General features: G+C 72.1%; 17 protein-coding genes. 5 read left to right on the top strand and 12 right to left on the bottom strand.

Features of this window, described 5'->3' with window-relative positions:
• Positions 1-36: 36 nt before the first annotated feature.
• On the top strand, positions 37-738 hold the full coding sequence (locus tag ACIBEJ_RS28560) for a type 1 glutamine amidotransferase (protein ID WP_397185908.1): 702 nt from the start codon (positions 37-39) through the stop codon (positions 736-738).
• Here ACIBEJ_RS28560 and ACIBEJ_RS28555 read toward each other — a convergent pair.
• Positions 695-1,216, bottom strand: a complete 522-nt coding sequence (locus ACIBEJ_RS28555) for an HXXEE domain-containing protein (protein ID WP_397185907.1) — start codon at positions 1,214-1,216, stop codon at positions 695-697. The genes ACIBEJ_RS28560 and ACIBEJ_RS28555 overlap by 44 nt on opposite strands.
• A gap of 76 nt (positions 1,217-1,292) precedes the next feature.
• Between ACIBEJ_RS28555 and ACIBEJ_RS28550 the strand changes: the two genes are divergently transcribed.
• Complete coding sequence (locus ACIBEJ_RS28550; RefSeq protein ID WP_397185906.1) at positions 1,293-4,247, top strand: bifunctional [glutamine synthetase] adenylyltransferase/[glutamine synthetase]-adenylyl-L-tyrosine phosphorylase; 2,955 nt, start codon at positions 1,293-1,295, stop codon at positions 4,245-4,247.
• A 69-nt stretch (positions 4,248-4,316) separates the two neighbouring features.
• Entirely contained in the window at positions 4,317-4,970 is a 654-nt protein-coding gene (locus ACIBEJ_RS28545) for a GPP34 family phosphoprotein (protein ID WP_397185905.1), read from the top strand.
• A 59-nt stretch (positions 4,971-5,029) separates the two neighbouring features.
• Here the strand turns inward: ACIBEJ_RS28545 and ACIBEJ_RS28540 are convergent, their stop codons facing one another.
• From ACIBEJ_RS28540 to ACIBEJ_RS28530, 3 genes are read right to left on the bottom strand one after another with little or no spacing between them, the layout of a single operon-like run.
• Positions 5,030-5,557, bottom strand: coding sequence for a GNAT family N-acetyltransferase (locus tag ACIBEJ_RS28540; protein WP_397185904.1), 528 nt, complete (start codon positions 5,555-5,557; stop codon positions 5,030-5,032).
• A 4-nt stretch (positions 5,558-5,561) separates the two neighbouring features.
• Entirely contained in the window at positions 5,562-6,314 is a 753-nt protein-coding gene (locus tag ACIBEJ_RS28535) for a phosphotransferase (RefSeq protein WP_397185903.1), read from the bottom strand.
• A 34-nt stretch (positions 6,315-6,348) separates the two neighbouring features.
• The gene (locus ACIBEJ_RS28530; protein WP_397185902.1) at positions 6,349-7,380 is read right to left on the bottom strand and encodes a hypothetical protein; all 1,032 of its coding nucleotides are present in this window, start codon (positions 7,378-7,380) and stop codon (positions 6,349-6,351) included.
• Positions 7,381-7,480: 100 nt separating this feature from the next.
• Here ACIBEJ_RS28530 and ACIBEJ_RS28525 point away from each other — a divergent pair, with 100 nt between their 5' ends.
• Positions 7,481-9,508: a tetratricopeptide repeat protein gene (locus ACIBEJ_RS28525; RefSeq protein WP_397185901.1), complete on the top strand. Its 2,028-nt coding sequence runs from the start codon at positions 7,481-7,483 to the stop codon at positions 9,506-9,508.
• A gap of 8 nt (positions 9,509-9,516) precedes the next feature.
• On the opposite strand, the gene glnA is transcribed toward ACIBEJ_RS28525, so the two are convergent.
• Positions 9,517-10,941, bottom strand: a complete 1,425-nt coding sequence (gene glnA, locus ACIBEJ_RS28520) for a type I glutamate--ammonia ligase (RefSeq protein ID WP_397185900.1) — start codon at positions 10,939-10,941, stop codon at positions 9,517-9,519.
• 83 nt (positions 10,942-11,024) lie between these two features.
• On the bottom strand, positions 11,025-11,294 hold the full coding sequence (locus ACIBEJ_RS28515) for a hypothetical protein (RefSeq protein WP_397185899.1): 270 nt from the start codon (positions 11,292-11,294) through the stop codon (positions 11,025-11,027).
• Positions 11,295-11,383: 89 nt separating this feature from the next.
• Here ACIBEJ_RS28515 and ACIBEJ_RS28510 point away from each other — a divergent pair, with 89 nt between their 5' ends.
• A complete protein-coding gene (locus tag ACIBEJ_RS28510) occupies positions 11,384-11,845 on the top strand; it encodes an RDD family protein (protein ID WP_397185898.1) in 462 nt (153 codons plus the stop codon).
• Between the two features lies 1 nt (position 11,846).
• Here the strand turns inward: ACIBEJ_RS28510 and ACIBEJ_RS28505 are convergent, their stop codons facing one another.
• Genes ACIBEJ_RS28505 through ACIBEJ_RS28480 form a run of 6 tightly spaced genes read right to left on the bottom strand, consistent with a single transcriptional unit; the run spans position 11,847 to position 18,949 of the window.
• The gene (locus ACIBEJ_RS28505; RefSeq protein WP_397185897.1) at positions 11,847-12,689 is read right to left on the bottom strand and encodes a GNAT family N-acetyltransferase; all 843 of its coding nucleotides are present in this window, start codon (positions 12,687-12,689) and stop codon (positions 11,847-11,849) included.
• The gene (locus ACIBEJ_RS28500) at positions 12,689-13,573 is read right to left on the bottom strand and encodes a carbohydrate ABC transporter permease (RefSeq protein WP_397185896.1); all 885 of its coding nucleotides are present in this window, start codon (positions 13,571-13,573) and stop codon (positions 12,689-12,691) included. Before ACIBEJ_RS28500 ends, ACIBEJ_RS28505 begins: the two co-directional genes overlap by 1 nt.
• On the bottom strand, positions 13,570-14,418 hold the full coding sequence (locus ACIBEJ_RS28495) for a carbohydrate ABC transporter permease (RefSeq protein ID WP_397185895.1): 849 nt from the start codon (positions 14,416-14,418) through the stop codon (positions 13,570-13,572). The genes ACIBEJ_RS28500 and ACIBEJ_RS28495 overlap by 4 nt, the downstream gene beginning before the upstream one ends.
• The gene (locus tag ACIBEJ_RS28490) at positions 14,415-15,635 is read right to left on the bottom strand and encodes an ABC transporter substrate-binding protein (RefSeq protein WP_397185894.1); all 1,221 of its coding nucleotides are present in this window, start codon (positions 15,633-15,635) and stop codon (positions 14,415-14,417) included. The genes ACIBEJ_RS28495 and ACIBEJ_RS28490 overlap by 4 nt, the downstream gene beginning before the upstream one ends.
• Before the next feature lie 14 nt (positions 15,636-15,649).
• Complete coding sequence (locus ACIBEJ_RS28485) at positions 15,650-16,876, bottom strand: Gfo/Idh/MocA family protein (protein WP_397185893.1); 1,227 nt, start codon at positions 16,874-16,876, stop codon at positions 15,650-15,652.
• A complete protein-coding gene (locus ACIBEJ_RS28480) occupies positions 16,877-18,949 on the bottom strand; it encodes a hypothetical protein (protein ID WP_397185892.1) in 2,073 nt (690 codons plus the stop codon).
• Positions 18,950-18,982 lie beyond the last annotated feature (33 nt).

Below are 18,982 nucleotides of genomic sequence, written 5' to 3'. Positions count from 1 at the left end.
GCTGAACAGGGGAAAGTTGCCGGTAAATTACGCGATATGCGGATCACCGTCATCGAACACGAGGCCGACGCCCCCCTCGGCCACTTCGCCGGCTGGCTCGGCCTGCCCTGCGACGTCGTCCGCCCCTACCTCGGTGACCCGATCCCCGACCGCGCCGAGAACGGCCTCATCGTGCTCGGCGGCGAGATGGCCGCGTGGGAGGACGAGGCGTACCCCTGGCTGCCCGCCACCCGCGCACTGATCGGCAGGTCGGTCGAGGAGCGCACGCCCGTGCTCGGCATCTGCCTGGGCGCCCAGCTCATGACGCTGGCCTGCGGCGGAACCGTCGAACGCGGCGCCGCCGGGCTGGAGATCGGCGCCTGCCCGGTGACGTTCGCGCCGGTCGCCGACCCCCTCTTCTCCGCCTCCGGCCTGGCGGGGACGGTCCGCGCCGCGCAGTACCACCGCGACGCCATGACCGTCCTGCCCGAGGGCGCGACGCTCCTCATGACCGGGGAGCGCTATCCCCACCAGGCGTACCGGCTGGGCGAGAGCGCGTGGGCGGTGCAGTTCCACCCCGAGGTGACCCCGGAGATCTTCGACCGGTGGATCGCCGCCTCGGGGCAGGACCCCGTCCTGGCCGGCGAGGTGCGCGCCGCCGACGCGGCCATGGCCGCCACCTGGCGTCCCCTCGCCGAGGGCTTCGCCGCCGTCGTCAGAACCAGCGGTCGTTCTCCCGAGGCCGCCGCGGCCGGGTGATCAGGTGGGCCAGCGCGTGGACCCCGCCCAGCACCACGGGGAACCACAGCAGCCCCGCCGCGCTCCCGCGCACCGGCACGCCCTCGGCCTTCAGCCGCCGCCACGCCCAGGCGGCGAACGGCAGCACCACCAGCGGTGAGGTCACCAGCCCGGGTGTGTAGCCGCGGGTGAGCGCGGCCTGGGCCAGGTGGACCAGCCCGTGCAGCCCGAACCCGGCCAGCACCGTCTGGAACACCGGGCTGCGCCCGCCGGTGCGCGCCCCGTCCGCCGCGGCGCCGGCGATCACCCCGGCCATGAGCCCGATCGCCACGTTCACGTGCCGCTGCGAGACCTCCAGCCGCGCCCAGGGCACCTGCGGGAAGCGCTCCTCCAGCCGCTCCCGGTTGTCGCGCACCCACCCGGCCATCGTCACCAGCTCCTCGGCGTCGTGCACCGCCCACGCGGCCAGCAATCCCCACGTCACCGTCTTCGGAACCATGAGCCCTCCCTAAAACACAACGCAACGTTGCGTTTTACTTTAGGTGCTGTCCGAGCCCACCTGTCAAGATGGAGGGGTGCCCAGGATCGAGTCCACCGCAGCCCGCCTGGCCAAGCTCGGCTTCGCCGACGGCGCCCGCGCCGCCCGCCTGGCGGAGGGGCTCCCCGCCGCTCCGGCCGTCGTGGAGGAGCTGATCGAGGACCTGGTCCGGGTGGCCGACCCCGATCTGGCGCTGACCTCGCTCACCCGGCTCGCCGAACGCGACGCCACCGTCCTGGCCGCCCTGCGCGCCGACCGGCCGCTGCGCGAGCGCCTGTTCGCCGTCCTCGGCGTGAGCGATGCGCTCGGGGAACACCTGGTGCGCCATCCCGGGCAGGTGGGGCTGCTGGCCGTACCCGAGCTGGGAGAACCGCGCGCCGAGCTGCTGCGCGCGGTCGGCGCAGAGCCCGACGCGCGGGAGCCACGCGCGAGCACCGCGGGCGACACGCTGGTGGCGCTGCGCGTCGCCTACCGCGCCCGGCTGCTCCACCTGGCCGCGCGGGACCTGACCGGGCAGGCCGCACCGGCCGAGGTCACCGCGGAGCTGTCCGACCTCGCGGGCGCGGCGCTGGAGGCGGGGCTCGCCATCGCCCGCGCCGATACCCCCGACGGCCTGGACACGGTACGGCTGGCCGTCATCGGCATGGGCAAGTGCGGCGCCCGCGAGCTCAACTACATCAGCGACGTCGACGTCGTCTTCGTGGCCGAGCCGCGCGAGGGCGCCGACGAGACCAAGGCGCTGCGCACCGCCACCCGCCTGGCCCAGGCGATGATGCGGGCCTGCTCGGCCGCCACCTCGGAAGGCGCTCTGTGGGAGGTCGACGCGGGACTGCGCCCCGAGGGCCGGTCGGGACCGCTGGTGCGCACGCTCGCCAGCCACCTGGCCTACTACCGGCGCTGGGCCAAGACGTGGGAGTTCCAGGCGCTGCTCAAGGCCCGCCCGGTGGCCGGCGACCTGGAGCTGGGCGGCGCCTACGTCGCCGCCGTGAACGACCTGGTCTGGTCGGCCGCCACCCGCGACAACTTCGTGGAGGACGTCCAGGCGATGCGCCGCCGCGTCGAGGAGCACGTGCGGGCCGAGGGCGAGCGGCAGATCAAGCTGGGACCCGGCGGGCTGCGCGACATCGAGTTCGCGGTCCAACTGCTGCAGCTCGTGCACGGCCGCCTCGACCCGCTGCTGCGCCGCAGGGCCACGCTGCCCGCCCTCGCGGCCCTGTCCAGAGGCGGGTACGTCGGCCGCGAGGACGCCCGGCAGCTCGCCGAGGCGTACACGTTCCTGCGCCAGGTCGAGCACCTGCTGCAACTGCACCGGCTGCGCCGTACCCACGTCCTGCCGAGCGCCGAGGAGGACCTGCGCCGGCTCGGCCGCGCGCTCGGCACGCAGGTGGACCCGGTGGGCGAGTTCACCACGCGCTGGCGCCGCCACGCCATGGAGGCCAGGCGCCTGCACGAGAAGCTGTTCTACCGGCCACTGCTGCAGGCCGTCGCCCGGCTGCCCGAGACCGAGGCGCGTCTGTCCACCTCCGCCGCCGTCGCCAGGCTGGAGGCGCTCGGATACGTCGACCCCGCCGGCGCGCTGCGCCACATCGCCGCGCTGACCAGCGGCGTCTCGCGCCGCGCCGCCATCCAGCGCACGCTGCTGCCGGTGATGCTGGGCTGGTTCGCCGGCACCCCCGACCCCGACGCGGGCCTGCTGGGCTTCCGCCAGGTGAGCGACCGGCTCGGCTCGACGCCGTGGTACCTGCGGCTGCTGCGCGACGAGACCGCCGTGGCCGCGCGGATGGCCCGCGTGCTGGGCACCAGCCGCTACGCCACCGGCCTGCTCACCAACGCCCCCGACGCCGTCGCGCTGCTGGGCTCCGACGAGGAGCTCGCCACCCGCCCCGCCGCCGCGCTGCGCGCCGAGGCCGCCGCGGCTGTCTCCCGGCACGACCACGCCGAGGCCGCCGTCGCCGCCGTGCGCGCGCTGCGCCGCAAGGAGCTCTTCCGTACGGCTGTCGCCGACATCTCCGGCCTCGTCGGCATCGAGCAGGTGGGCGTGGCCCTGTCGGAGCTCAACGACGTCACCATCCAGGCGGCGCTCGACGCGGCCCTGGCCAAGGTCACCCTGGAACGCCGGGCCCCGCTGCCGACCCGCTTCGCGGTGATCGCGATGGGCCGGCTGGGCGGGATGGAGTGCTCGTACGCCAGCGACGCCGACGTCATGTTCGTCCACTCGCCGCACGCGGGCGCGGACGAGCGGGAGGCGTCGGAGGCCGCGTTCGCGGTGGCCAACGAGCTGCGCAGGCTGCTGTCCCTGCCCGCGCCCGACCCGCCGCTGCTGATCGACCCCGACCTGCGGCCCGAGGGCAGGCAGGGCCCGCTGGTGCGCACGCTCGCCTCCTACGCCGCCTACTACGCCCGATGGTCCTCGCCCTGGGAGTCGCAGGCTCTGCTGCGTGCCCGCTTCTCGGCGGGGGAGGCGGAGCTGGGGGCGGAGTTCACCGCGATCGCCGACGGGCTGCGCTATCCCGAGGGCGGCGTGGGGGAGGACGCGGTCAGGGAGATCCGCCGGCTCAAGGCCAGGATGGAGGCCGAGCGGCTGCCCCGGGGCGCCGATCCGGCCCTGCACACGAAGCTGGGCCGAGGCGGGCTGTCCGACGTGGAGTGGGTGGCCCAGTTGCTGCAGCTCCAGCATGCCCACGAGCACCCGGGCCTGCGTACCACCCGGACGCTGGCGACGCTGCGCGCGGCGGTGGCGGCCGGGCTGCTCGATCCGGCCGACGAGGCGGTGCTGGCCGAGGCGTGGCGGGCCGCCTCCCGCATCAGGGACGCCATCATGCTGGCCAAGGGCCGTCCCGGCGACAGCCTGCCCGCCGGGGCGCCGGAACGCCGCCTCATCGCCCGCACCCTCGGCTACCCGGCCGACGGCTCCGAGGACCTCCTCGACGACTACCGCCGCGTCACCCGCCGCGCCCGCCAGGTGGTCGAACGCGTCTTCTACGGCTCATGACGTTTGTCAGCCGGGACCGGTGACGGGCGCGTCTGCACCTGCCCCTGGGGCAGGGTGCACACTCGGGGCATGACGTTGAGCATCGCCGAGGAGTTCGTGCTCCTCGCACACGGGGACGAGGACGGCCGGCCGCTGGTCAAGGAGGAGCGGGTCAAGCTCGTCCTCGTCGCCGCGCTGATGTCGGAGCTCGCGCTCAGGCAGCGGATCGGGCTCGACGAGGACGGCGGCGTCCTGCTGCTGGACGGCGAGCCGACCGGGGACGCCGCGCTGGACGCGGTGCTGGCCAGGATCGGCGAGATCGAGACCACGCTCCTGCCGCGCACGTGGTTCGCCAGGCTGCACGCCGAGCAGGACCCGGCACCGATCCTGGCCGGGCTGGCCGAGGCGGGAGCGCTCCGGGCCGACCGGCGCAGGACCTTCGGCGTGTTCACCAGCACCCGCTACCCGCAGGGCGACCCCGCCTTCGAGCAGGAGGTGCGGGCGCGGATCCAGGCCGGGCTCGACGGCGCGGAGATCACCCCGCGCACCGCCGCGATCCTCGCGCTGGTGCACGCCGCCCGGTTGCTGCCCCAGCTCTTCCCCGGGGCCGACGCCGACCGGGCCGGGGAACTGGTGGCCGGCGACTGGGTCGGCCAGGAGCTCCTCGGCTACTACCGGGGCGGCACCAGAGGCGACGTGGCCACGATGGCCTTCAACACCGTGTTCGGCGACGGCGCGCCCTAAGCCCCCGCGCTCTGAGCCCGGCCGCGCGCATGGCCAGGCCGTGCGCTGAGGCCGGCTGACTAGGGGCGGCTCAGGCGGTAGAGGACGGTACGGCGGACCGGGCTGCCCTCGGGCACGTTCGGATGGTCGAAGTCGTCGGCGGGATCGCGGGTCATGCCGAGGCGTTCCATGACCGCCCGCGAACGCACGTTGGCCACCGCGGTCATCGAGACGATCTCCTTCAGGCCCAGCGTGCCGAAGCCGAAGGCCAGCGCGGCCCTGGCCGCCTCGGTCGCGTAGCCATGACCCCAGGCGTCCCGGGTCAGCCGCCAGCCGATCTCGACGGCGGGGGTGAAATGGGCGGGGAAGTCCCAGTAGATCAGGCCGGTGAATCCAACGAACCGCCCGGTCTCCCGGACCTCCAGCGCCCACAGCCCGTACCCGTCGCGTTCGAACCCCAGCTCCATACGGTCGATCATCATGTCGCTGCGCGCCCGGGTCAGCACGGCCGGGAAGTGTTCCATGACCTCCGGGTCGGCGTTCATGGCGGCGAACGGCTCGCGGTCCTCCGCACGCCACCGGCGCATGATCAGTCGCTCAGTGTCCATCCTCTCAACGATAGGACGAAAGCCCCGCCTCCACAGCCTCCGGCTCCTCGTGCAGGAGGCCGTGCACGGCCTCCTGGAGGGCGAAGGTCGCAGCGTAGATCGTCGCGCGCCCGGCGAGATCGGGGAAACGTATGGCCAGCGCCCGCCTGACCGGCTCGGGCGAGGAGACCGCCAGCGCCGCGAAGTCGACCGCCGGATCGCCTGCCCCGGCCTCGTCCCAGTCGAGGACGCCGCTCACCCGTCCCTGGTCGATCAGGACGTTGGCGCCGCCCAGGTCGCCGTGGACGAACCCGGCCGGCGCGCTCGCCGCCGTCTCCACGGCCGCCTCGACCTCGGCCAGCGCTCTGCGGCGCGGCCCGGGGGACAGGAGGGGGGCGACGCGGCGCCGTACCTCGTCGGCCAGGGCCGGCCACTGCGCGCGCCAGGTCGCGGCACCGTCGTGCGGGACGGCGGCGAGGCGCAGCAGAAGTGCCGCCAGCGCGCCGGGGTCCACGGGCGTCCGCTCGGACAGGGGCACGCCCGGCAGCAGGCGGGTCACCAGGCAGTCGGCGCGCACCTCCACCACCTCGGGGGCGGGCAGGCCGTGCGCGCGCACCAGGCGCACCCGCTCGGCCAGCGGCTCCACCGGGGCGCCGTAGCGGGGGAAGCGCCAGGCCAGCCCGGCCTCGTCGTCGAGCACCACGTCGGCGTGCTCGCCGCGCACCAGCCGCAGGGCGGCGGGCGGGCGGCCCATCGTGCGGGCGTAGTCGTCGATCAAGGGCGCAGTCCTCACGGCGGAAACGAGGACGATCCTATCGGCGGCCCTTGATCCCGGTGACGCGGCGGAACAGGTCCCACCAGAACGGCGCGCCGAACAGCAGCGCCACGTAGGTCAGCAGGAACCCCGGCCAGTGGCTCGGCGTGGTGAGGCGGTCCCACCACACGCCGCCGTTCCAGTGGACGCTGGGATCGCCCTCGGCCGGGATGCTCACGCTCATGATCGCGTTGTCGAAGATCTTGACCAGCGCGGGCGAGCTGAGCGTCTCGGTGAGGCAGTCGGTGAGCCGGATGTTCTCGGTGCACTTGGCCTTGAGCTCGTTGACGGTGGCCGGGTCGCCCGCCGCCACCGCGGCCACGCCCGCGCGCAGGGCGTTGTCGCGCAGCAGCGTCTTGGCGTACTCCAGGCCGTCCATGCTGAACATCAGCGTCACCACGAGCCCGAGCGCGGCCATGACCCACTTCACGTAGCGCTTGTACAGCATCGACAGGCGCTGCATCTCGCCGTCGAACCACGTCTCGACGCCCTGCCGGAAGCGGTCGAGGTCGCGCTGGGCGCCCTCCCAGACGCCCATGAGGTGACCGTACAGCGGACTCTTCATGGCCTTGAGCTTGGCCAGCCAGCCCTCGACGCCGTTGGGGTCGGTCGCGGCCAGCTCCATCAGCGCCATGGCGAAGCGGGCGGGCGGGATGTTGGAGATGCTGGTCTTGCCGGACTTGGGGTGGTCGATCTCGCGCACCCGCTCGTACAGGACCTTCGTGATCGCGTCGTCGCCCGCCGACTCGTGGGCCGGCATCGTGGACTCCACCGGCGCGGGCTGGTCGCTGTGCTTGGGCCTCGGGTCGCGCAGGAACGGCAGCGCCGTGAAGACGTCCCGGATCCTTGCGGGCAGCCACGCCCTGCCGCCGGCCGAGCCGTCCAAGGTGTCGCGCAGGTACGCCCACAGGAACTTGCTGCGGATCGCCAGCAGCCGCACCATCCCCTCGTTGATGCCGCTGACCAGCAACGACAGCAGCAGGAACGACAGGATCAACCCGATCGCGAGATCAACGTAAAGAGACAGCAAAATGGATCACCCCGCGCCTTGATACACCCAGCGCGCCGGGCCCGCAATGCGATGCGCGGAACGGGCCTGCGACAGACCCGCAGAATGTCCATACTGGGCTATGACCCAGGACGCGGCGGGCGATCGGGCCGTGGCCGCCGGCTCCGTCGGCGAGCGCGCCGTGGTCATCACCGGCGACCACAACACCGTGCACCTCGGGGCGTCCGCGCCGCTCGCCGGGCCGCTCGTCGTGGGCGACATCCCGCAGCCCCCCGCCGCCTTCCAGGAGCGTCCCGCCATCATGGACGGCCTGCGTGGCGAGGACCGGGTGAGCGTGGTCCGCTCGATGAGCGGGGCGCCGGGCGTCGGCAAGACGACCATGGCCGCCGCGTACGCCCGCGAGTGCCAGGCCGCCGCCTTCGCCGTCGTCGCCTGGGTCCACGCCGACACCCACGACCAGATCGTCGCCGGGCTCGGCCGCCTCGCCGACCGGCTGGGCCTGCGCGCCGACCGCGACTCCTGGGAGGAGGCCGCGGAGAAGGCCCGCGACTGGCTGGCCGCCGCCCGCGAGCCCTGCCTCGTGGTCTTCGACAACGCGACCGGCGTACGCGAGCTGCGCCGCTGGGTGCCCGCGACCGGATCCACGCGGACGGTGATCACCACCAGGGACCGCGCGTTCGACCGGATGGGCACGCGGGTGCCGGTGGAGGTGTTCACCGAGGACGAGGCGGTCGCCTTCCTGGAGCGGGCGACCGGGCTGGGCGATCCCGCGGGCGCCGCCGTCCTGGCCCGCGAACTGGGCCACCTGGCCCTGGCCCTCGCGCAGGCGGCCGCCCTCATCGACGAACGCGGCTCCACCTACGCCGCCTACCTGGCCACGTTGCGCCGCGTGCCGCTGGCCAGGAGCCTGCGCGGCGTCGCGGGCGACGCCTACCCTGACAGCGCGGTGCAGGCGGTGATCCTGGCGGTGGAGGCGGCCGAGGCCGAGATCGGCGGCGCCGGGGACGTGCTCGACGCGCTGTCCGTGCTCTCGCCCGACGGCGTCGCGCGCGATCTGCTCTGCCCGGAGGCCGACGACGCCGCGCTGGACCTCCTGGCCGCCCTGGTCCGCAGGTCGCTGCTGGCCTGGAGCCAGGACCGCCGGTCCGTGGTGGTGCACCGGGTGACGCAGCGCGTCCTGAGGGAACGCGACCCGGAGGCCGCCGGCCGCGCCCTCGACCGCGCCACCGGCCTCCTGGAGGCGTACCGGCCACGGGACATCGGGGTGAGCCGCGGAAGATGGGAGTCGTTCGTCGCCCAGACGGAGGCCGTGTACGCCCACGTGGGCGAGCGGCGCAAGCCGATCCTGGCCCTGCTGCGGCACCTGGGCGTGAGCCACCGGGCCCGCCACTCCAGCAACGCCGACGCGGTCGCCCTCTACGAGCAGTGCGTCGCCGACTTCGAACGCGACTTCGGCCCCGACCACGAGATCACCCTGAACGCCCGCGCCGACCTGGCCTTCTCCTACAGCCACCTGGGCCGCGCCGAGCGGGCGGCGGAGCTGTTCGAGCAGACCATCGCCGACTCCGTGCGCGTCCTGGGCCCCGACCACCCCGGCACCCTCAGGTCGTACGCGGGCCTGGCCGACGTCCACAGCCTGAACCACGCCCCGGCCGAGGCCCTGCCCCTGCACGAGCACGCGGTGGCCGAACACGCGCGCGTCCTCGGCGCCGCGCACCGGACAACGCTGGGCAGGCGCGCCCTGCTCGCCCTGACGACCGGCCACGCCGGCCAGTATGAGCGGGCGATCACGCTCATGGAGTCGGTCCTCGCGGACAGCGCGAGGGCACTCGGCCAGGACGACCCCGACACGCTGATGGTCCTGCGCGGACTGGCGATGGTGGTCGGAAACTCCAGAGACGACGAGCGGGCGAGGGATCTGTACCGATCCTGCGTCACGGCCTACGAGCGCGTCCTGGGCGCCGACAACGTCTTCACGCTGCAGACCAAGCTGGCCTTCGCCGACTTTCTATCATTGACCGGCGACCCCGCCGCCGCCCGCGCCCTGTGCGCGGAGGTCCTGACGACCGCGGAAACGGTCCTCGGCGCCGGCCACCTGGTGATCGAACAGGCCCGAGCCCGCCTGACCACCGCGGCCGACGCCGAGTGACCGATCACTTACACATCGTAATAAAGCTCGAACTCGTGCGGGTGGGGGCGCAGGCGGATCGGGTCGACCTCGTTCTCGCGCTTGTAGGCGATCCACGTCTCGATCAGGTCGGGCGTGAAGACGCCGCCCTCCAGGAGGTAGTCGTGGTCGGCCTCAAGAGCGTTCAGGACGTCGGTGAGCGAGCCGGGGACCTGCGGGATGTTGCGGGCCTCCTCCGGCGGGAGCTCGTAGAGGTCCTTGTCGACCGGCTCCGGCGGCTCGATCTTGTTGCGGATGCCGTCGATGCCGGCCATGAGCATGGCGGCGAAGGCGAAGTACGGGTTGCACGACGGGTCCGGCACCCGGAACTCGATGCGCTTGGCCTTCGGGTTGGAGCCGGTGATCGGGATGCGCACGCACGCCGAGCGGTTGCGCTGGCTGTAGACCAGGTTGACCGGGGCCTCGTAGCCGGGCACCAGGCGGTGGTAGGAGTTCACCGTCGGGTTGGTGAAGGCCAGCAGCGAGGGCGCGTGCTTCAGCAGGCCGCCGATGTAGTAGCGGGCGGTGTCGGACAGGCCCGCGTAGCCCACCTCGTCGTAGAAGAGGGGCGAGCCGTCCTTCCACAGCGACTGGTGGCAGTGCATGCCGGAGCCGTTGTCACCGAAGATCGGCTTGGGCATGAAGGTGACCGTGTGGCCGTACTCCAGGGCGGTGCTCTTGATGATGTACTTGTAGAGCATCAGGTTGTCGGCGGTCTTGAGCAGGGTGCCGAACCTGAAGTCGATCTCGGCCTGGCCCGCGGTGCCGACCTCGTGGTGCTGCATCTCGACGTCGATGCCGGACTCGATGAGGTTGCGGACCATCTCCGAGCGCAGGTCGGTGAAGTGGTCCATCGGCGGGACCGGGAAGTAGCCGCCCTTGTAGCGCGGCTTGTACCCCAGGTTGCCGCCCTCGGTGGCCTTGCCGGTGTTCCAGGCGCCCTCGATGGAGTCGATGTAGTAGTAGCCGGCGTTCGCGCTCGTCTCGAAGCGGACGTCGTCGAAGATGTAGAACTCCGCCTCGGGGCCGAAGTAGACCGTGTCGGCGATGCCGGTGCCCTTGAGGTACTCCTCCGCCTTGCGGGCCACGTTGCGCGGGTCGCGGCTGTAGGCCTCGCCGGTCAGCGGGTCGTGCACGAAGAAGTTGATGTTGAGCGTCTTGTGCTGGCGGAACGGGTCCACGACCGCGCTCGTCGGGTCGGGCAGGAGCAGCATGTCCGACTCGTGGATGGCCTGGAACCCGCGGATCGACGAGCCGTCGAACATGAGGCCGTCGGTGAAGACGTTCGCGTCGAAGTTCTCGACCGGGAAGGTGAAATGGTGCGTCGTCCCCGGCAGGTCGGTGAACCTGACATCGACGAACTGCACCCCTTCGTCCCTGATGAACTTCAGGACGTCGTCGGCGGAGCTGAACACTCTCGAACCTCCCTGGGGACGGGTATCAGCCCGACGGTAGGGGGAGGCGATTTCCAGGCCGTGTCTCGTTTGTTTCGCGAGTGTTAAGGGGCCTGCCGCGCGGGCTGGATCCGCTGTTCCGCGGGCTCGGGCGTCAGCAGTTCGGGACGGAAGACCAGCACGCTGCCCGCGGCGACCAGCACGGCCAGGACCAGGACGAGGGCCAGCGCCCAGCGCCGGGAACGGGACGGCCGCCGGGACCCTCGCGGCGCCGCCTGGCGGGCGTCCCGGGTGGCGGACTCGCGCATCCTGCGCTGCTCGTCCTTCCCGATCTGGGACACCAGCTCCTGGAAGCGTGCGTCGAGGTCGTCCATGAGGAGACATCATGCGGCCGGGAACGCCCAGGCAGAAGCGCGATTGGGTCACAATCGCGACCGGCGCCCCCGCCGGATACCGTGGTGGCATGAGTGAGAAGCAGCCGCGCTGGACGCAGACCTGGCTCGGTGGCGTGCGCGCCGCCGGGGTCGACCTCGGGTACCCGGGTCAGCGGCTGGGGCTGCCCGAGCGCGGCAGCGGGTCCGTGGCCGGGTGGGGACGCCGGATCGCGGCGCTGGTCATCGACTGGATGATCTGCACGTGGGCCGTCGCGCAGCTCATCCTGGGCATCAGCCCCACCGGGTCGCCGTGGGCGCCGGTGCTCATCTTCGCCCTGCAGTACCTGCTGCTCGTGAGCTTCCTCGGCCAGACCTTCGGGCACCGGCTGATGAAGATCAAGGTCGTCGCCATGGACGGCGGCATCCCGCGGCTGCTGCCGGTGTTCGTGCGGACCGTGCTGCTGTGCATGGCCGTGCCCGCGGTGATCTACGACCGCGACAACCGCGGCATGCACGACCGCGCGTCCAACACGATCACCGTCAACATGTAGCTCAGAAGTAGTCCGCGGGCCAGTGCGCCGCGTTCGGCGCGCGCACCACGGGGTCCGGGTCGGCCAGCAGCGCGCGGGCCATGCCCGTCCCGTCCACGCCCCGCCGCACCCTCTCCAGCAGGTACGGCACCGCCGGATCGGCCCACCCGAGCCGGGCCCTGGCGGTGCCGACCCCGCGCCGCAGCGCCTCCCCGGCCAGGGCGGGCAGCAGGGTCTCCAGGTCACCGGCGACCTCGAGGATCTCCAGTTCGTCCGCGTGCCAGCGCACGGCGGCGTAGGCGTGGTCGGTGCGCAGGAGCTCGCCGTACCAGAGGGGCACCCTGACCCGCCAGTGCGCGGCGTCGCGGACGGTGGTCAGCGGGCGGCGGCGGTTGTGCGCCTCGTGCAGCGGGGCCAGTTCCTCCGGGACGGCGGCCCGCAACGGCGCGCACCGCCCGCGCGGCACGGCCAGGGGCCCGCTGACCAGCGGCAGCTCGAACGCCCGCCAGCCGGAGTAGACCGCGGGGGTGCCGGTGAACAGCAGCGACCAGGCGCAGCCGTCAGCGGTCATCGCCGCCACCGCGGCCGCCAGCAGCCGCCTGACGTGGCCCTGGCCGCGGGCGTCGGGGCGGGTTGCGACGTTGGCCAGGCCGCCAACGCGCAGCACCCCGCCGCGGCCGTCGCGCACGCGCCGCGGCAGGTAGTACACGCAGGCCAGCAGCCCGTCCTGGCCGGGCACGACGAAGGTGCGCCCGTAACGGCCGGGGTCGCTCTCGTACAGCGGCACGAGGTGCGGCGCGTCGAAGCACGCGGCCCACAGCGCGTGGAGGGCCGCGCGGTCGCCGGGGACCGCGGTCCTGATCATCAGCCCTTGATCCCGGACATCGTCACGCCCTCCGTGAAGTAGCGCTGCCCGACCAGGTACGCGGCGAAGATGGGCACGAACGCCACGGTGGCGCCGGCGAGCACCACGCTGAGCGGCACGTTCTCCTGGTGCAGCGAGGCGATGCCGACGGTCAGCGTGCGCATGTCCGCGCTGCCTCCCACGATCAGCGGCCACAGCAGGTCGTTCCAGTGCCACAGGAAGACGAAGACCCCGAGCGTGGCCAGGATCGGCTTGCACAGCGGCAGCACGATCCTGGTGAAGATCCGCCACTCGGAGGCGCCGTCGAGCCGGGCCGCCTCGAACAGCTCGTCCGGCAGCCCCATGATGAACTGCCGCATCAGGAACACCGCCTGCGCGTTGGCGAGCGTGGGCAGGATCAGCCCCCAGTAGGTGTCCACGCCGCCGAGCTGGGCGATCAGGACGAACGTCGGGATCAGCGTGACGTGGTAGGGCACCATGACCATGGCCAGGAACGACCAGAACATCGGCTCGCGCCCCGGGAAGCGCTTCTTGGCGAAGGCGTAGCCGGCCAGCGAGGCCAGCAGCAGCACGGCCACCACGCTCACCACGGAGTAGACCAGCGTGTTGAACGTCCACTTCAGCAGGTCACGCCCGCCGAGCACCTCGCCGTAGGCGCTGAAGTCGACCGGCCAGGGCAGCATGCTCTGCGGGAAGGTGACGGCCGCCCCGGGCTTCAGCGACAGCACGACCATCGCGTAGAAGGGGAAGAGCGTCACCGGCGTCGCGATCGCCAGCAGGACGATCCTGGCGATCTTCCCGCCGCGCGTGGGCTCCAGGGCCTTGTAGGACGGATGCTTCGGGCGTACGGCGGGCGGCCGCGTGGCCGGCATGGTCGCTGTCACTTGCTCCTCCCGATGATCAGGCGCTGGATCAGCGCCACCACGAGGGTCATGACGAACAGGGCGACGCCGATCGCGCTGGCGTAGCCGAACTCGAAGTTCTTGAACCCCTGCTCGTACAGCGCCATGACGAGGGTGAAGCTGCCGTGCGCGGGCCCGCCGCCGGTCATCACGTAGACGAGGTCGAAGACCTGGAAGGAGTTCGTCGTCTCGATGACGGCCACGAAGAACAGCGCGGGGCGTAGCTGGGGCAGGACGATGTGGCGGAAGCGCTGCCAGGTCGAGGCGCCGTCGGACAGCGCCGCCTCCTCCAACTCGCGGGGGAGATCCTGCAGGCGGGCCAGGACGATGAGCATGCCGTACCCGAATCTGGACCACGCCGAGACGATCACCAGCGCGGGCAGGACCAGCGTCGGCGAGGCCAGCCAGGACAGGCCCGTCAGCTTGGTGATCGGCCCTTCGGAGGAGAACAGCCAGGTGAAGACGGTTCCGGCGAGCACGAGGCTGGTGACGACCGGCAGGAAGAAGACCGAGCGGAAGAAGCGCGCGCCGCGGAAGGAGCGGCGCACGAGCAACGCCATGCCGACCGAGGCGGCCATGGAGACGGGCACGTAGAGCACGGTGTAGATCAGCGTGACCCGCAGCGAGTCCCAGAAGACCGGGTCGCCGGCCATGCGGCGGAAGTTGTCGAGGCCGGTGAACGCGGGGCTCTCGCCGATGCCGAACTCGAAGAAGCCGAGCAGCACGCCCGCGATCGACGGGCCGAAGCGGAAGGCCAGGAAGAGCAGGAGGCACGGCAGGACGAACAGCAGTCCGGTCCGCGCCTCCCAGCGCAGTGCGAACCTCATCGGCCCAGCAGGGCGTCGGCGGCCTTGGTCGCGTCGGCCAGCGCCTGCTCGGGCGTCTTCTTGCCGATGAGCGCGGCCTGGATCTCCGGCGCGAGCACGCCCATGACGTCACGGGCCTTCTCGTGCAGCGGCCCGGCCGTGGTCAGGTCGAGCGTCTTCTCCACCCCGGACTGGACCGGGTCGGCGGCGTACAGGGCGCCGGTGGTGGTGCGCGGGGAGAAGAAGCCGGAGGCCAGGTTGAACGCCTTGCTCGGCTCGGCGCCGGTGGCGAAGGCGATCCACTTGCCCGCCGCCTCCTTATTCTCGCTCGCCCTGAGCATGCTGAGCGAGCCGACCGTGCCGTAGGCGACCTGCTTGGCGCCGGTCAGCGGGGGCGCCACCCTGATGTTCTCCTTGCCCCAGAACGACTCGACGTCGGCGGGCAACTGCTGCCAGGTGCAGGCCACCTTGTTCTGGGCGGTGCGCGTCTGCTCGAACTTGGGCAGGCCGGTCAGCAGGTCCTTCTCCACGAAGCCGCCGTCGGCGAGCTGCTTGAGGAAGGTCAGGGCCCTGACGCCCTCGGGGCCGCCGAACGCGCTGGCCTTGCCGTCGGCGGTGAAGACGTCGCCGCCCGCCTGCCACAGCAGCGGGTAGAACGACTGGTTGAGCGTCGCGGCCGGGTCGGCCCAGTAGTTGGTGACGTCCACGCCCTTGGCCTTGAACCGCGGGGCCAGGCGCAGCACGTCCTCCCACGTCTTGGGCACGTCCTTCACCCCGGCGGCGTCGAACGCCTTCTGGTTGCACACCAGCGGGTTGGCCGACATGAGGATGGGCGCGCCCATGGCCTTGCCGCCGACGGTGACCGCCGTCAGGGCGTTGGGCCGGTAGCCGGCCTTGTCGGCGAGGTAGGGGTCGACGGGCTCCAGCGTCTTGACGTACTTGGGGAGCTGGTCGGGGATGAGGTAGACCACGTCGGGCGCCTTGTTGCCGGCGATCGCCGTGGACAGCGCCTCGTCCCGCTTGGCCCACGGGTAGATCTCGACCTTGACGTCCACGTTCGGGTTGGCCGACTCGAACGCCTTGACCTGGCCGTCCCAGAACGCCTGGTGCTTGGCCTGGTCGGCGATGATGGGGTAGATCCACATGGTCACGGTCTGCTTGCCGTCACCGCCGGACCCGCCGCAGGCGGCGAGCGTTCCGACGGCGAGCAGCGCGGCTGCCAGTGCGCGAGGTCGCATGATCGTTTCCTCTTCTATGAACGGGGCACGGTGACGACCGTGCCGGTGTGACGGGCCCGCTCGGCGGCGAAGACCGCGAGATGGCTGTGGAGCGACTCGGTGTGGTCCGAGCGCACGTACGAGCGCTCGCCGGTGGCCAGCGCGCGCACGAAGGCGTCCATGACGCCGGCGTCGCCGCCGCCGTGGCCGTCGCCGGCGTTCGACCCGGTGCTCGCGCTCTCCCACCCGGTGTTACGGCCGTCGCGGAAGTCGAGCACCTGGACCGACTCGCCGTCGCCGACGAGCCGTCCGTGGGTGCCGAAGATCTTCGTCTGCCGGTGGGTCTGCTCGGTGAAGGCGGTCATCGTGAACGTGGCGGTGGCCCCGCCCTCCAGCTCCATGGCCAGCACCTGGTGGTCGACCACGTCGTTGTCGCAGGCGTAGACGCACCTGCCGTACGGGCCGGAGCGCAGCGCGGCCATGACCTCTGCCTCGGTGCCGCCGAGCACGCTGGTCGGCCAGTCGTAGCCGCGGTCCAGGTAGAGCTTGGGCGCCGAGTACGGGCAGGCCGGCTCGATCGGGCAGTCGAGGCACCGGTCGGCCGCCCCGGCCGGGCGCCGGTCGGGGCGGAAGTGGCCGAGCGAGCCGAAGCTGGAGACCCGCTCGATCCTGCGGCCGGTGACGTAGGTGAGCCAGTCGAGGTCGTGCGTGGACTTGGCGAGCAGCATCGGGCTGGCCAGCCGTTCGCTGCGCCAGGGGCCGCGCACGTAGGAGTGGGCGTGGTGCCACCAGCCGACCGGCTCCAGGTGCTCGACGCTCATGATCTCGCCCAGCACGCCGCTGCCGGCGATCCGCTTCACCAACTCGGTGTAGGGCGTGTAGCGCAGCACGTGGCAGACCGCGAACAGCACCCCCGACGCCGACACCGCGCGCACGATGCGCCGGCACTCCTCCTCGGTCGGGGCCAGCGGCTTCTCCATGAGCAGCGCGTAGCCGGCGTCCGCGAGCGCGATGGCCGGCTCGACGTGCATGCGGTCCTGGGTGGACAGGATGACCGCGTCGGCCACCCGCTCCGTGAGCAGGTCCCGCCAGTCGCCGAACTCCCTGACGCCGGGGTGGCCCGCGCCGATCGCGCGGCGCCTGGCCGGGTCGGGGTCGGCGACCGCGACGAGTTCGGCACGGCCGGGGTGCGCCGCGACCCAGGCGGCGTAGGTCTGCCCCCGGTTGCCGGCGCCCGCGACGGCCAGTGTGACTTTCCGCACCTAGATCACCAAATTTCCGGAAGTGAGGACCTTCGGGCCGTCCGCAGGCAGCTCCCTGGTCACCGCCTCCTCGACGTTGCCCGTGTGCTGGACCAGCTCGAACTGCTTGATCGTGAGCCGGCCGCCGCTGAACTGGCAGCCGGTCGCGGTGTAGCGGTTGCGCCCCGCCTCCAGGTGGACGTGGGCTCCGGTGGTACGGCTGCGCATGCCGTACAGCTCCCAGGACACGAGGCCGGCCGGCTCCGCGCGCGACAGCAGCGCGCCCTCCCCGGACAGATCGGTGCCGCCGTCGAGCCGGAGGCGCTGGTCGGCCTTGCCCGCGGCGCGCACGCCGAGGCCGCTGAGCGTGCAGCCGGTGAGCGTGGCCGAGCCGGCGAAGGTCAGCGGCGCGGCGTTCTGGGCGGCGTTGAAGACGACGTGGGTGAAGACCGTCTGCGCGCCGTTGAAGGTGTTGCCGTCCAGGCCGTTCAGGACCGATCGGCTGATGTGCACCGGGCTGGTGACGCCGGCCTGCGTGATCTCACTCTTGGCGGGCAGCGTGAACGTGCAGCCCTCGATGAGGTTGGGGCGGGCCGACAGCTTCGACTGCTGCGAGACGATCAGCGTGTGGCTGGCCGAGCAGCCGCGCATCTGCACGCCGTCGGCGTTGACCCAGATCATGCCCGAGCCGTTGAGCGTGGGCTTGCCGATGACCTGGACGTCCTCCAGCGTCAGGTCGGTGATCTTCACCCGGGCCACGAACCACGAGCACACGTGCTTGCGCACGGTGATGCGCTTGGCCGCCGAGCCCCAGGCGGCGCCGGAGTTGGCGAAGGTCATCAGGCCGGAGTTGCCGGTGTAGGTGAGGTCGTGCTCGTACTGGCCGTGGGTGACGAAGGGGCCCTGGTCGTCGCCGTCGCCGTGGCAGTTCTCGACCAGGCAGTACGCGCTGGCGGTGAAGTCGTTGAGGTGGCGGGAGTTGGCCACGTGGCAGTCGGAGACGTGCCCGTACAGGCAGTAGATCTGCTGGGTGAGGTAGCCGGCGCCGCCCCACGTCACGCTGGCCGGGTTCTTCAGCGTGCAGCGGTCGGTGCGGAAGTGCGTGGCCCAGCGGCGCATGATCACCGGCCAGAAGCTGCCCTCGGCGTGGATGGACTCCACGTCGCAGTGGACGGCGTACTCGTAGGCGAGCGGGTGCGAGCCGGTGTACTGGTCGCCGGGCGTGACGCCGCGGAAGCGCAGGTTGCGGACGTGGACCCGGGCGACGGGCTCGACCAGCGTCCAGGTGACGCTCCGGCCGGCCTTCAGCTCCCAGCCGTTCTTGTAGTTGACCCGGATCTGCGTCGGGCTGACGATCTGCGTGACCTCGACGAGCTTCTGCAGCTCCTTCTCCCAGCGGCCGGCGCCCTGGTCGACCTCGGCCGCCCACCACTGGCCGACCTTGAACCTGCCGGAGTCGCCGATCTCGAAGACGTCGGACAGGTCGGGCATGACCTGGGTGAGCCTGTGCGTGACCTTGGTCTCGGTGACCTTGCCGCGGAACAGGAGCACGGCCGCGAACGGGTCGTCGGCGCCCGCCTTCTCGATGCCTTCGGTGGTCATGAGGTGGCCGCCGAAGTCGAGCACGAGGCCGGAGCGGGAGAAGGTGTGGCGTTTGGTGAAGTTCAGGTCGGTGTGGGCTTCGATGCGGGTGACGCTGGGGTCGGTGACCATGGCGTCGAGGGCGGCGTCTGCGGGGGTTTTGGCGTCGAAGATGCCAAATTTCCGGAAATCTAGGCATCCGTCGTGGATCTGCAGCCAGCGGCCCTTCGCCGCGGTGCCGAGGACGGTGCCGCCGTTGGCGGCGGCGGTGGAGTTCGCGTCCCAGCGGACGAGCATGCCGCCGCCGTCGCCGGGGGAGCGGTAGCCGGCGACCTGGGCCAGCGTCCCGTCGGCCGGCTTGGACGCCTCGAAGGCGAGCAGTTCGGCGACGGTGGCGGCAGCGCGTACCTCCTCCTTGGGCTTCTTGCCGGGGTCGGCGTGCGCGGGCTGGGCGAGCAGGAGGGTGCCCGCGGCGGCCAGGCCGGAGGCGCGCAGGATGTCACGACGTTCCATGGGTGGTTCCTTGCTAGGAGTGGGGGTGATCGG

The organism is Nonomuraea sp. NPDC050790 (genome assembly GCF_044456745.1).
Lineage (GTDB): Bacteria > Actinomycetota > Actinomycetes > Streptosporangiales > Streptosporangiaceae > Nonomuraea.
Note: the sequence above shows the minus strand (reverse complement) of the source record. Positions and strands in the feature narration are given on the sequence as shown.